The following is a 13,704-nucleotide window of genomic DNA, read 5'->3' as shown; positions in this document are numbered from 1 at the left end:
AAATATAGACCTTAATAATAAGATAATATGACTATTAATTCTGAATCATTTCCTTATAAATTAGTTGAATGCAATCTTTTAAAAATGGGTTGAAATCCGTGTATTCTGGTACATGTACTCCATTTGTGATGACTACGATTCCGAATTTTTCTTTAGGATCAAAGAACATCGCGCTATATAAACCATATGCAGATCCTGTATGTCCGATCAACGTTTTATTAGGAATTAATTTGTCTGTTGCCTTTAGAGCGAGTCCATAACCTTCATCGGATGTGATGGGGATCTGCATTATTTTTGAACTGCCTTTTTTGATGATTCGCTGACCATTAAACCCTTTACCATAATTCATATGCATGCCCATATACATCGCTAAATCAACGGCTGAAATTTTCATTCCTCCAGTAGGGGAGAAAATAGGAGTCGAATGGCCTAATGTATAATTTTTTATTTCCAATGACCGTGGATTATAAGCATTGGGTTGGGGACTGAATGCTTCTTTTTTAATATCATATTCATAAAGCGTCACAAATTTCTTTTTATCTAAGGAGTCTACACAATATCCTGCATACAACCGCAAGGGATTTAAGATATGTTCCTTAATGTATAAGTCAAAGCGCTGTCCTGACAAGCGTTCAATGACTGCTCCAATCATATTGAAATTAAGGTTGCAGTATGCGTATTTTGTTCCAGGTTCATAGGTGCTATAAGAGTTGGCGTAATTCTTAGATTGTGTAGGGTTGATGACTTCCAAATCAAAGTATCCATTTTTATCATTGATACTTGAGGTATGGGAAAGGACCATCTTTAATGTAATCTTTTTATCAGGAAAATTTGGATTTCGAATTTTGAACCCTATCAAATCACTGAAATCATCATCAAGATGACATTTCTTTTGTTCTATCAATTGCATGATTGCTGTAGCTGAAAAGGATTTTGAGATCGATGCTATTCTAAATATATCATCATTACGCAGGGCTTGATTCTCTTCTTTGTTTTTAAGCCCATAAGACTGAGAAAATAGTAATTTATTATTTTTCACTACAGCAACTGATAAACCGATGGCTTGATATTGCTTTATGATATCGGTGATTTTGTGGTCAAATGTATTTTGTTGAGCCCAGCTTATTTGACTACAGGATAAGACTCCGAGTATAAGAATAAATAAGTATTTTTTCATGATTTATAAATTAGTATTGAAAGGTATAAATAATTAATAAGTATCGTTGCATTAGTTTGCATTTTTGCACAATTGTATTGCAGATTTTACCTTGATTTCACTTGCAAACTTTTTTCTATAAATTATTGTAAAAAACTATAATTCGGAAGATTAAGCTTTATTTAGTTCTTGTAAAAATCAATTTGTTTAGGGGTAACTGTGCAGTTTGTCGATGTAAAATACTTTTAATGAGTTTGTTCTTTGTTTTTTTACTTTCTTTTAATATACATCAGATGCTACTTGTTTTTATTTAAAATAAATCTAAATAGAATCAAGAAAAGATTGTAAGTTTGCAACCGAAATAAAATTAATCTAATTATTTATACATATGAAAAAGTCATTTCTCGGCTTAGTTTTAAGCCTAGGATTAGTTGGAGGGGTACAACTTGAGGGGGTTGCTCAACACAGTGGAATTCATGGGAAATTAAAAAACAAATCAGGTATTCCAATTGAAGCTGCAACTATCACAGTAAAAGAATTGGGACAATCTACTGCAACGGATCGTAATGGTGCTTTTTTCTTCAGAACATTGCCTGACGGTATCTATACGATTGTTGTGAAAAGCATGGGTAATGTAATCGATGAAGAGCGTGTTAAAGTTGTCAATGGAGCATCGCACTTGGTCAATTTGGTAGGGAACAGCACTGACTCGAAGTTGGAACAGGTTGATATTCGTGGTTATAATTCTCATAATAATAAGACGGTCAGCATTGGGAAAGCAGGTATCGTAGATAAGGATTTACCTCAGAGCGTTCAGATTATCAATGAACAGGTGATAAAAGATCAACAGGTAAATAGATTGAGCGACGCTTTGAAGAATGCGAATGGTATAGCTATGGGAGCAAATAGGGGTGGTGTGAATGAAAACTTTTATGCTCGTGGTTATAGTCTTGGTGCCAATAATATCTTCAAAAATGGTGCTCGAACTAATAATGGTGGATCTATTGAAGCAAGTACTCTTGAATCTGTGGAGATATTGAAAGGGAGTGCTGCTTTACTTTATGGTGGTGTTTCTGGTGGTGCTGTCGTGAATCTGGTAACTAAAAAGCCGAAATTTGAGTATGGTGGCGAAGCATCAATGCGTGTTGGCAGCTATGATTTCTATAAACCTACTGTTGATGTATATGGACCTATATCTGATAAAGTCGCTTTTCGAGTGATTGGTACTTATGAGAAATCAGGTAGTTTTAGGGATTATGTGAACTCGAATAGATTGTACGTTAACCCTTCGTTATTATATAAGATTAATGATCGTACTGAGCTTAATTTTGTGTTCGATTATTTAAAAAGTGATTATACACCTGATTTTGGTATTGGTTCGGTAGATGGTAAGTTAAATAAGGAAGTTGGGCGTCACACTTTCTTAAATACGCCCTGGGCTTTTAATAAAACAAATTCAACAAATGGTCAAATTAATTTAAATCATCAGTTTAATGATGACTGGAAATTAAATGTGATTGCCAGTTATCAAGGTTATGATCGTGATTATTACGGGTCAGATCGTATTCAAGCTGATGTGAATGGTATGGCACCTCGCAATTTGACGCGTTCAAAATCGGAAGAACTGACGTTTAATCAGCAATTGAATTTGACCGGAAATTTAAGAACTGGGACGATTAAACATAAAATTTTGGTTGGAGCAGATGCGGATCAGTCTAATACAAAAGCATATGCTTATAATATTGATAATGCTCTGAATATACGCACGGTTACCTATGATAAAAATGGATTACCGATTATAGCACCGGGATCTGTATACGATAATATTAATATATTTGATATTGGATCGACCATTTATCCTTTTATTCCAGGTCATTTTGAAAATAATTTAGCAATTCCTAAAGTCCCAATTCCTGAAGTCACAAAAACAGGTGTAAGGACTGATATGCCCGCTGTTGATTATTTAACAAGAACAACAACCAATGTTTATCGCTATGGTGTGTTTTTTCAGGATTTGATTGAAGTTACGGAGAAATTCAAGGTTTTAGCTGGTTTACGTTATACGTATCAAAGAACGCCTTATGCTGAAAAATATACATATGCTACTGGTGAAACGGAGGAAGTCAAAAATCTGGATATCAACAAAAATGAATTGGGTGCTAAAGTTGATCAAGCTTGGTCTCCCAAATTTGGCTTGATTTATCAACCTATTCCAACGTCGAGTATTTACGTGACTTATGCTAATAATTTTACTTCAAATGCAGGATACGATGTTAATTATAAGCCAATGGCTCCTTCGACAATCGATCAGTACGAGGCTGGAGTGAAAAATGATTTCTTTCATGGTCGTTTGACTGCAAATGTATCTGTTTATAGAATCAACAATAATAAATTTGCGCAGCAATTGCTGTTGAAGCCAGACGGCACTGATAATGGGGATACCAACATGAAAGAATTTACGGGTAAAACTTCATCGGACGGTGTGGAAATCGATGTAACAGGTTCGATTCTACCTGGTTTGGATTTATTGGCAGGTTATTCCTATAATTATATGCGTTATACGGAAACGAATCCTATAACGGAGATCTCTACTATTGTCAATGGTAGTACTAAAATAACTGAAGTATCTGGGAGTGAGGAAAACTCACGTTTGGTAGGTACAACTGCGCATACTGCTAATGGAACGATATTCTATACCTTGCAAAATGATGGCGTAAAGGGTTTGAAATTTGGTGTTTCGGCATTTTATACGGGAAGAAGAAATGCAGGTTGGAATAATTCGAAAATTAATGTAAGAGATGGTGTCGATCGCTTGATTAGCGTCAGCCCATTTACGACAGTTGATCTTTCTGCTGGTTACTCGTTAAAGAAGTGGAGTGTTTTAGCAAAGATATCCAATGTCAATAATGCATTTAATTACTATATCCATGAAAACTATAGTGTGAATCCAATTCCTCCTAGAAGTTTCATGACGACATTAACGTATAGATTTTAAAAAGTTTTATTGATTTTTTTAATAAAAAGGGCCTTTAGGCCCTTTTTTATTTTGTTAAATAGATGCTGCGGAGATAATTATCATATCAAATGAAAATTATTTATACTGGTGATGCCGACTTTATAGCTTGCTGATTTTTTCCAATAGATCAACAAGTCGATTGGAATATCCAAACTCATTGTCGTACCAGCCCACTACTTTGACTAGACCACCGACGATTGATGTTAGTTCGGAGTCAAAAACACAAGAGTATGGATTGTTGATGATATCTACGGATACAATGGGATCTTCGGTGTAATAAAGTACATTTTTTAATTCTCCTTCAGCAGCTTCTTTAAATTTTGCGTTTATTTCTGCGACTGTTGGCTGATGGGTCAATGTACAGGTGAAATCTGTCAATGAACCGTTCAGAACTGGAACACGGATTCCGGCGCCTCCTAACTTACCTTCTAAATGTGTGAATACATTGGTGATTGCCTTGGCGGCACCTGTTGTTGTTGGAATAATGGATGAAGATGCTGCACGTGCACGACGTAGATCACGGTGCGGCGCATCATGTAGATTTTGATCTCCAGTCATGGAATGTACCGTAGTGATATAACCATCTTTGATACCCCAGTTTTCATCTAATATTTTCACCAATGGGGCAACATTATTGGTTGTACAGGAAGCATTGGAAAGGATAGGAACATTTAAGTCAAAATCTTTGTCGTTTATACCTAATACAATTGTTGGTACATCTTTATCAGTGGAAGGTGCAGAAATGATTACTTTTTTTGCTCCAGCAAGCAAATGTAAATTAGCTTTTTCTTTACTTGTAAAATGACCTGTTGATTCGATAACAACATCTATACCTAAGGTTTTCCAAGGTAGATTTTGTGGATTTTTCTCATTTGTGACTAAGATTTCTTGTCCATTGATGATGAGGTGATTTTCGTTGAAATCAACCGTACCTGTGAAGGGACCATGTACCGAGTCATATTTGAATAGGTGGGCTAATGTTTTCGTATCAGTGAGGTCGTTGATTGCAACGACCTTTAAGTGATTTATATTCCTGATGAAAATATTGCGTAGTGTATTCCTTCCAATACGTCCAAATCCATTTATTGCAATATGCATGGCAGCTCGTTATTTATGAAATTCAGCAATTGCTTCATTTATATTTTTATCACCTTCCCATTGTGCTTTTAGCTGACCATCGGCTCCATAGACATAATTTGCAGGAAATTGATTGGGCACGTGTATTTTTTGAATAAACTCTTGATTTTTATCCACTAAAATTTCAACATTGCTCAGTTTTGATAACTTTGGGGCAAAATTATCAAAGAAACCTAAAATCAACGCTGGGTCATTCATAGAAACATAATAGATATTAATGTCTTTAAGGCGATCGATGTTTTTTTCTAGAGCAGCGGCTTCTTGTTGACAATGTCCGCATCCTGGATCGAATAATAGAAAAACAGTGTTTCTATCTTTTGCGACATCAGATTTTGTTACTTGAATACCGGATTTTAATTGGTAGAAGGTGAAATCTGGTAGCGTTTTAGCAGCCTCTTTTTGCATCGTCGTTGCTGGAGCTGCATGTGCACTATGATTGTGCTCACTGTGGTCATGCCCATCATGTTCATCATGTGCTTCGGTCGCTGTCGTTTGTTGCGTCTTATTATTAGAATTGCAAGAGAATAGCAGGGACGCTGTGAAAATTCCTGTTATGCCTAATATTAATTTTTTATTCATGGTAATGGGGTATCAATTTATCTATCAAAACTATAAAAAATATTGAATTTAAACCTTAAAAAAGGCGATTAATGACATTGTACTGTATAATTGATCTATCAGGTTATGGTATTATTATCATTGTCATAATTTTCTAGTGAGGTGGATTCGATAATTTGTGATTTTCCTCTACCGTATTCATTGTTGTATACTTTCAGTAGCACGCGTACAGATGAAATAATAAGTGGGCCAAAAATCAGCCCCAACATACCAAATAGATTCAATCCTAATAAGACTCCGAAAACCGTAATGAGCGGTGGTACATCACCAAGTTTTCTCAAAATCGTGAAGCGGAGTACATTGTCAATTCCGCCTATTAAGATAAAACCATACAAGGCCAAACCGATGGCGTTTCCGGTAGAACCAATGGCTAATAAGTAAATTGCCGTAGGAACATAGACGGTCATTGTTCCCAATACTGGAATTATGGTAGAAATTGCAGTAATTATAGCTAGTAAAATGGGGCTATCAACGCCAAAAATCCAATAGCCAATACCTGCGACTATTCCTTGGCAAATACCTAAAATTGGAATTCCAATGGCATTCGAACGTACCATCATGCTGATTTCGCTCCACAGTTCTTCTTTACTTTTTTGAGAAAAGGGGATTGCATGTAGGATTGTCGATTCCATTTCCTTACTGTAGTATTGCATGAAATAGAGTACAAAGAATGCTACAATTATATTAATTACAGTCTCTGCTACTGAATTTAAAAGGTTAGGGATGTATTTTGCTAGTTTCTGTAGCGAATTGAGGATAGCTTGATCGGATAAGTCAATGTTTTTCAAAACGGGCTTATCCTGCATATAGTCTTTTACGGAATCAAACTTGGAAAGAATATCTTTTTGATTGAGAATTAGTTGTTCCAATTGTGGAAGCAGATAGTTAATAAGTCCCCATAGCGGAAATACAATGAATATAATCGATAATACGATGAGGAAGATGCTGGCTAGGGATTTATTCCACTTTTTCTTTTCCGTTAACGTAAAATAGATGTTTCTGAAAAGGATGTAAAGGGTAATTGCTCCTAAAAAACCGGGTAGATAATAGGATAAGTTTTTGAATATCAATATACAGATCAGGAGGATGATCGTGATCAACATGATCTGATTGATCGAATTGTTATTTATTTGTTTGTATTTCATGGCCGGTTCCTCAGAATAATAAATACTAAGCACTTTATTTGCTAAAATCAGATAAATTTGTTTTATCTGATTGCATCATAATATAAAACAAATTTATCGATATCTCTGCTACCGACAAGAATTATTTTATAGCGGAAATATATCAAATATTGCTGATAAATTTTTTGGAAAGGAATAAAAAAGCTAGCTCAAATGGTAGCTAGCCTAAATAGATGTTAATTTTCGTAAAGCTCGAGTGGTAAACCATCGGGATCTTCAAAGAAGGTGAATTTTTTGTTTGTTAATTCATCTATTCGGATCGGTTCTACTCTTATATCCAATTGTTGTAAATTTTTGACTTCTTTTTCAATATCATGAACTGCAAAAGCCAAGTGCCTTAACCCTACGGCCTCGGGTCTGGATGGACGTTTTGGAGGATTGGGGAATGAAAACAATTCGATGATGTATGTGCCATTCAAGGCTAAGTCTAATTTGTAAGAGTCTCGTTCTTCGCGGTACACCTCCTGTATGATGGTCAATCCAAGTATTGTCGTATAGAAGTTTTTGGATTTATCGTAGTCACTACATAGAATAGCGATGTGGTGTACCTGTTGTAAATTTAATGACATATAGCGTTATTTTGCGCGTTCGTATTGTGGGGGCCAATCAATATGGGTACCTAATGCTTCTGCAAAGTGAAATGGCAAATGTGGATCCTTAAGAAAAGCTCTAGCGATCATAATTAGGTCCGCTTTATGATCCTGTAAGATTTGTTCTGCATGCTCGGCGTCCTTAATAAGTCCGACGGTTGCAGTGAGCACTCCTGTCTTTTGCTTTATTGACTCGGCAAAGGGAAGTTGATAATCCCTTTCAGCTTTAATTTCCTGATGCAAAACAGCCCCACCTGAAGAGACATCGATTACTTCAATGCCGTTCGTCTTCAAGACTTCGACTAGTTGAATAGATTGTTGCTGGTCCCATCCTCCCGCTGCCCAATCAGTAGCAGATATGCGCACCCAAAGCGACTGTGTAGTCAATTCTTCTTTGATTGCATCAACAATTTCGCATAAAAATCGGATTCTATTTTCAAAAGAACCCCCATATTGGTCAGTTCTAAGATTGGATAAAGGAGAGAGGAATTGATGGATGAGGTAACCATGGGCTGCATGAATTTCGATGATATCGTATCCAGCTGTTACTGCTCTTTTTGCAGCACGTTGAAAATCTATGATCGTCTCTTTGATGTCATCAATGGCCATGGATAGGGGTGGGACCTCTTTATCAGGCCGGAAAGCTAATGCTGAGGGTGCTATAGTATGCCATCCACCCTGTTGATCAGGAGCAATTTGATAATGGTTGAGCCAAGGTTTTCCGGTACTGGCTTTACGTCCTGCATGCGCTAATTGAATCCCTGGAATCGCCTGATTCTCCTTAATAAAGCGGGTGATTTCTTTTAGTTTTTCTATATGCTCATCTTTCCAGATACCGAGGTCTCCGGCACTGATTCTTCCTGCTGGAGTTACAGCGGTGGCTTCCTGTATAACAGCGGCAGCACCTCCAGTTGCAAATTGACCTAAATGTACCAAATGCCAATTGTTAGCAAAACCGTCCGTTGCCGAATACTGACACATAGGAGAGACTACCAGCCGGTTTTTTAGGGTGATGTTTTTTAGCGTAAGTGGTGAAAATAAAATGCTCATATGAAAGGGCTAATATGAAAATAAAAAAAGGAGCAAAAGCTCCTTTAAATCTTATTAAGGGTTTGTTGACCATAGCGATGCCGATTTTAACATGGCTCTTCTTGGCAACTTTAAATTGGCAATGATTAATTCTGCAAAATCCTCTGGTTGTAACACAGAATCTGGATCTCCGTCTGTCAGACCTAGGTCTTTAGACATATCCGACGCAATTGTGCTCGGCATCAAGGTACATACACGGATATTGTGTTTGCGTACCTCACGCATTAATGAATCTGCCATACCGATGACGGCAAATTTAGAAGCACTATAGGCAGAAGTGGTAGCGGCACCATTTAATCCTGCGGTTGAAGAAACAAAGATAATATCACCTTCATTTTTTTCCACTAATTGTGGTAAAAGAGCCTTTGTTACATAATAACTACCCAGCACATTGGTATTGATGATGTTGGTCCATGTTTCTGGATCCATATCTAATAGTGAGCCAAATGAAGCAATACCAGCATTGTTGATGACAATATCAAATGTGCCAAATGATGTGTTTAACTTTTCAATTTCATGCTGAACGTTTGCCAAATTGGAAACATCAAAAACTGCATAGGTGGCAGTTACGCCTAAATCTTGCAATTCTTTAACTGTCAATTTCAATTGTTCTTCATTGCGGCCTGTAATAGCAACATGAACTCCCTCTTTTGCTAATGCAATGGCAGTTGCTTTTCCCAATCCACGTGAACCACCTGTTACTAATGCTTTTTTACCAGCTATATTTTCCATATTACAAAGTTAACTATTGCAGTATTGATGAATGTCAATATAATTTAAAATTTTTACAAGTTTTCATCCAAAATATTAGCTATTATCGGATAGGTGTTTTGTTTGACTTGTTTTATACTATGGATATCAAGCCATTCTGCTTGTGTAATATCTTCCTCTGTCTGTGGTATGAGTTTCGGTATTTTATTGGCACCCATTTCATACCAGTTTGTTTGTTTTAACACAAATTCACCATTGCGTAAATAGTAGGTATGATACGAGGTTTGTATTTTTTTTCCCAGGTAATCAATTTTTAAACCACATTCTTCTTCTACTTCTCTCACAGCTGCTTCTTTCATCTTTTCATGGCTTTCCACCTTTCCTTTTGGAAGGTCCCATTTGCCCAATCGAAAGATAAATAAATAGTCACCTTCGCCATTTTTGACCAGTCCGCCAGCGGCTTTAATGATTTTATTATTTTCTTTTAATTTGTGAAAAACCAATTCGCAATCCTTGTGTATATATAGAAATGATTTGGGAATGTCATTTTGTTCAGATAATTTAAAAAGTTTTTCCAATTCAATATCTTGAACATCAATAGTTTGGGGGTTTTTAACGCCCGTAGGAACAAAATCTGCCAAAATTAGCACAGATTGGTTCATATAAATTTTATAAATTTGCGACATGAATAATTTAAATGAGGTTGAACAAAAAGTTGCTGAATCCTTATTGCAAATTAAAGCAATAAAATTGCAACCTAAAAACCCTTTTACTTGGGCATCGGGTTGGAAGTCTCCAATTTATTGTGATAATCGTATTACTTTATCGTATCCAGCAATCCGTACGTACATACGTCAGAAGCTTTCAAAATTGATTCAAGATGAATTTGGATCAGTGGATATGATCTCTGGTGTCGCTACTGCAGGTATTCCACAAGGGGTATTAGTTGCACAAGATTTGGGTTTACCATTTTCTTATGTAAGAAGTAGTGCTAAGGACCACGGTCGTCAAAATATGATTGAAGGTGAAGTTGTTAGCGGACAGCGTGTTGTTGTTATCGAGGATTTAGTATCTACGGGTAAAAGTAGTTTAGTTGCAGTAAAAGCATTGCGCGAAGCTGGATGTAATGTAGTAGGTTTAGTTTCTATCTTTACCTATGGGTTGGATGAAGCTGCGAAGAATTTTGCTGAGGCAAAATGTACTTTCCATAGCCTTTGTGATTACGATTCTATGATTCAAGTGGCTGCAGAAAATGGTTTTATTTTCGAAGAAGATGTAGAGTTGCTGAAAGATTGGAGAAAAAATCCTTCAACTTGGTCTCAAACAGTTTAAAGATAATAAGATATTTATATGACAACTATTCAGAATAATGTAACGATTGAAAAGTCCGTTCAAGAGGTATATGCTTTTTTGACAGATTTGAATAATCATGAGCAATTGATGCCTGAAAATATTTATAATTGGTCCTCAACCAATGATGAAGCCCGTTTTACAATTCAGAACATGGCCAAGTTAGCTTTGAAAGTTGATGAAAGGGTAGAAAATCAATTAATAAAATTAGTGCCATCTGAAAAAGCTCCTTTTGATGTTACTTTAAACTGGATTTTGTCAACCGTTTCGGCTGATATAACAATGGTCACATTTACTATTGAAGCGGATTTGAATATGATGATGAAAATGGTCGCTTCAGGTCCACTGCAAAAACTAGCTGATTTTCAAGTGAATAAATTGAAAGAGATTTTAGGATAATTTATCCCTATGTTAACCTGAAATTTTCAGTCTATAAAGAAATGTCTTCCAATTTGGAAGACATTTTCAGTTTAATATTTTACCTTTTTAAGGTAATGAAACTATCCAGACTCGAATATTACCTTCAAGCTTAAATCGTTTCATTTTATCGTATTATGCAAGTCTTTCGTGGACTTTTTTCCAATTCACGATATTCCACCAGTTTTTAATGTAGTCTGCTCTTTTATTTTGATAATGTAAATAATAAGCATGTTCCCATACATCAAGGGCCAAAACTGGTATTCCCCTTTGTTCTACTACGTCCATTAACGGATTATCTTGGTTGGCTGTTGATGTTATCTGTAATTTACCAGCGTCATCTAATATTAACCATGCCCATCCGGAACCAAATCTTGACATTGCAGCAGCCGTAAATTCTTCTTTAAATTTATCAATCGTCCCAAAAGATGCATTGATAAGTTGTACTACTTTTTCAGAAGGCTCAGTTGTATTTGCGGCTAAATTTTCCCAGAAGAAATTATGATTCCAAGCGCCACCAGCATTGTTACGTGCTTTGGCTGAATATTTTGAAATATTTGCTAACAATTGCTCTTCGGATGTTTCTGAAATATTTTCCGTTAGAATAGCTTCATTGATCGCTTTGATATATGCTGTATGATGTTTTGTGTAATGGATTTCCATTGTCAAAGCATCAATATTAGGTTCCAATTCGGAATATGAATAGGGTAATTTAATTTGACTAAAAGAAAGGGGAGCGGCTTGATTACGTGCAGGTTCAGCTTGAGCTAGATTATTTAAAACACTGCCCGATACAGCAACAGCCAATGTTGCTTTAGCGGTGTTGTTAAGGAAGTTTCTACGTGTTTGCATTCTTTTATTATTATGTTAATAGTAGTAAGATAACGTGTTTTTTTAGTTTTATTATTCTTAATTGGCATAAAATATAAAATAGAACGATAATGTTACCAAACCATGACTTTTTTATATGGAATGGTCTATATACGACCTTGCGGTATTTGAAGAAGTTCATTTTATTGAAGCTTGGGAATTATTCTGGGTATTAAATGTGCAAGAAAAAGGTCGCTATCTCATGCTTCTGAATTAGCGACCTTTTTAACAACTCTATATGATATTGTATATATTATGGAGTTATGCGATTTCCTCTGACTTTATCCCACATAAGAAACAAAAGGAATCCGACAAAGGATGGAATCACCCACCACAGCTCGTAGGTTGCTAACGGAATGGATTGCAGCATATTTTCTGCTCCTTTAAGGTGGATATCAAAGCCAGCAAAGAGGTAAATAGTAGAAGTTAGTGTTGTACCTGCCATCGCGCCAATAAATGGAAGAGAGGACTTTATTATCCGTCCAAAAATAAGGACGTACAATACCAATGTGATGACTATGGGATAAATGAATGCTAAAAATGGATAAGCAACTTGGATGATATATTCTACGCCTGTAATAGCTAGTACTGCGGAGAAAAGACAACAAATAGTAACAACCCATTGGTAACTAATCCTATTGTGAAGGAGTTGGCTAAAGAAAGTCCCTACTGCACATGTCAATGCAATCGCAGTGGTGAGACATGCTAATGCGATGCTTATGGAAATTGCTGCTACTCCATAGCCTCCAAATATTTTGTGCGAAATGAATAAGAGTAATTCTGCTCGTTTGACATCTGTAGTTGTTGGATATCCTGATTGAGCACCCAAAAAGACAAGACCACCATATATCAGCAACAAGCAAAAAGCTGCCAAGCATCCAGCACTAGTAACGATTCTGTTTTTATCTTTAACGTTAACATAGCCTTTGGTCTTTGCTGCAGAAATAATGATACCACTAAAAATAACAGAGGCTAGGACATCCAAAGTCTGATAGCCTTCTATAAAACCTAATTTAAATGCTGTTAAGCGTTCGATATCGTGTGCGTAATTCGCTGATAATGGAAATAGAGCGCCCATGATAATCATACTGATCAATAGGATCAATAACAATGGCGTTAAAAAATTGCCAATAACATTTACGACTTTAGAAGGTCGGATAGAAAGAACAAAAGTAACCGAAAAAAACAGGATAGAACCCCAAATAGGTGATAGATTTGGGAAGGTTGGTAGTAGGCCCACTTCAAATGTTGTAGCGGCTGTCCTCGGTATCGCTATCAGGGGACCTATCCCTAACATGATTACAATACCTAATATCGTGGCTATTAATGGATGTGTTCTATTGCCCAAATCATGGAACGATTCTCCTGAATTGATGATTGATAAAACGCCTAAGAGAGGAAGTAATATACCTGTAAGAGCAAATCCTATAATAGCCCAATCCCATTGACCTGCTGAATTAAAACCTATAAATGGAGGTAGTAATAAATTTCCGGCACCGAAAAACATGGCAAATAAGGCGAATCCTAATGTGGTAGTATCTCTGATTTGTTTCATCAATATGTGTA

At 36.2% G+C, this 13,704-nt stretch carries 13 protein-coding genes; 3 read left to right on the top strand and 10 right to left on the bottom strand.

What is annotated here, in order from left to right:
• Nucleotides 1–34 precede the first annotated feature (34 nt).
• The gene (locus KO02_RS13700) at nt 35–1,177 is read right to left on the bottom strand and encodes a serine hydrolase domain-containing protein (protein WP_038699151.1); all 1,143 of its coding nucleotides are present in this window, start codon (nt 1,175–1,177) and stop codon (nt 35–37) included.
• Nucleotides 1,178–1,544: 367 nt separating this feature from the next.
• Between KO02_RS13700 and KO02_RS13695 the strand changes: the two genes are divergently transcribed.
• Nucleotides 1,545–4,151: a TonB-dependent receptor domain-containing protein gene (locus KO02_RS13695; RefSeq protein ID WP_038699149.1), complete on the top strand. Its 2,607-nt coding sequence runs from the start codon at nt 1,545–1,547 to the stop codon at nt 4,149–4,151.
• Between the two features lie 120 nt (nt 4,152–4,271).
• Here the strand turns inward: KO02_RS13695 and gap are convergent, their stop codons facing one another.
• From gap to KO02_RS13660, 7 genes are all read right to left on the bottom strand, one after another.
• On the bottom strand, nt 4,272–5,270 hold the full coding sequence (gene gap, locus KO02_RS13690; RefSeq protein ID WP_038699147.1) for a type I glyceraldehyde-3-phosphate dehydrogenase: 999 nt from the start codon (nt 5,268–5,270) through the stop codon (nt 4,272–4,274).
• 9 nt (nt 5,271–5,279) lie between these two features.
• A complete protein-coding gene (locus KO02_RS13685) occupies nt 5,280–5,888 on the bottom strand; it encodes a TlpA family protein disulfide reductase (protein WP_038699145.1) in 609 nt (202 codons plus the stop codon).
• A 98-nt stretch (nt 5,889–5,986) separates the two neighbouring features.
• Nucleotides 5,987–7,072, bottom strand: coding sequence for an AI-2E family transporter (locus KO02_RS13680; RefSeq protein WP_051959946.1), 1,086 nt, complete (start codon nt 7,070–7,072; stop codon nt 5,987–5,989).
• A 215-nt stretch (nt 7,073–7,287) separates the two neighbouring features.
• Nucleotides 7,288–7,680, bottom strand: a complete 393-nt coding sequence (locus tag KO02_RS13675; RefSeq protein ID WP_038699143.1) for a VOC family protein — start codon at nt 7,678–7,680, stop codon at nt 7,288–7,290.
• 6 nt (nt 7,681–7,686) lie between these two features.
• Entirely contained in the window at nt 7,687–8,751 is a 1,065-nt protein-coding gene (locus tag KO02_RS13670; protein WP_038699141.1) for an NADH:flavin oxidoreductase/NADH oxidase, read from the bottom strand.
• Nucleotides 8,752–8,805: 54 nt separating this feature from the next.
• Nucleotides 8,806–9,522: a 3-ketoacyl-ACP reductase gene (locus KO02_RS13665; protein ID WP_038699139.1), complete on the bottom strand. Its 717-nt coding sequence runs from the start codon at nt 9,520–9,522 to the stop codon at nt 8,806–8,808.
• A 53-nt stretch (nt 9,523–9,575) separates the two neighbouring features.
• Nucleotides 9,576–10,163 carry an NUDIX domain-containing protein gene (locus tag KO02_RS13660; protein ID WP_235212261.1) on the bottom strand — a complete coding sequence of 196 codons (588 nt, stop codon included), beginning with the start codon at nt 10,161–10,163 and terminating at the stop codon, nt 9,576–9,578.
• 22 nt (nt 10,164–10,185) lie between these two features.
• Here KO02_RS13660 and pyrE point away from each other — a divergent pair, with 22 nt between their 5' ends.
• Together pyrE and KO02_RS13650 are read left to right on the top strand one after the other, a co-directional pair.
• On the top strand, nt 10,186–10,833 hold the full coding sequence (gene pyrE, locus KO02_RS13655) for an orotate phosphoribosyltransferase (protein ID WP_038699135.1): 648 nt from the start codon (nt 10,186–10,188) through the stop codon (nt 10,831–10,833).
• A gap of 18 nt (nt 10,834–10,851) precedes the next feature.
• Complete coding sequence (locus tag KO02_RS13650) at nt 10,852–11,250, top strand: SRPBCC family protein (RefSeq protein WP_038699133.1); 399 nt, start codon at nt 10,852–10,854, stop codon at nt 11,248–11,250.
• Nucleotides 11,251–11,403: 153 nt separating this feature from the next.
• Here the strand turns inward: KO02_RS13650 and KO02_RS13645 are convergent, their stop codons facing one another.
• Both KO02_RS13645 and brnQ read right to left on the bottom strand, forming a co-directional pair.
• Nucleotides 11,404–12,120: a superoxide dismutase gene (locus KO02_RS13645; protein WP_038699131.1), complete on the bottom strand. Its 717-nt coding sequence runs from the start codon at nt 12,118–12,120 to the stop codon at nt 11,404–11,406.
• Nucleotides 12,121–12,391: 271 nt separating this feature from the next.
• On the bottom strand, nt 12,392–13,693 hold the full coding sequence (gene brnQ / locus KO02_RS13640; RefSeq protein WP_038699129.1) for a branched-chain amino acid transport system II carrier protein: 1,302 nt from the start codon (nt 13,691–13,693) through the stop codon (nt 12,392–12,394).
• Nucleotides 13,694–13,704 lie beyond the last annotated feature (11 nt).

The sequence above is a fragment of the Sphingobacterium sp. ML3W genome (genome assembly GCF_000747525.1).
Lineage (GTDB): Bacteria > Bacteroidota > Bacteroidia > Sphingobacteriales > Sphingobacteriaceae > Sphingobacterium.
Note: the sequence above shows the minus strand (reverse complement) of the source record. Positions and strands in the feature narration are given on the sequence as shown.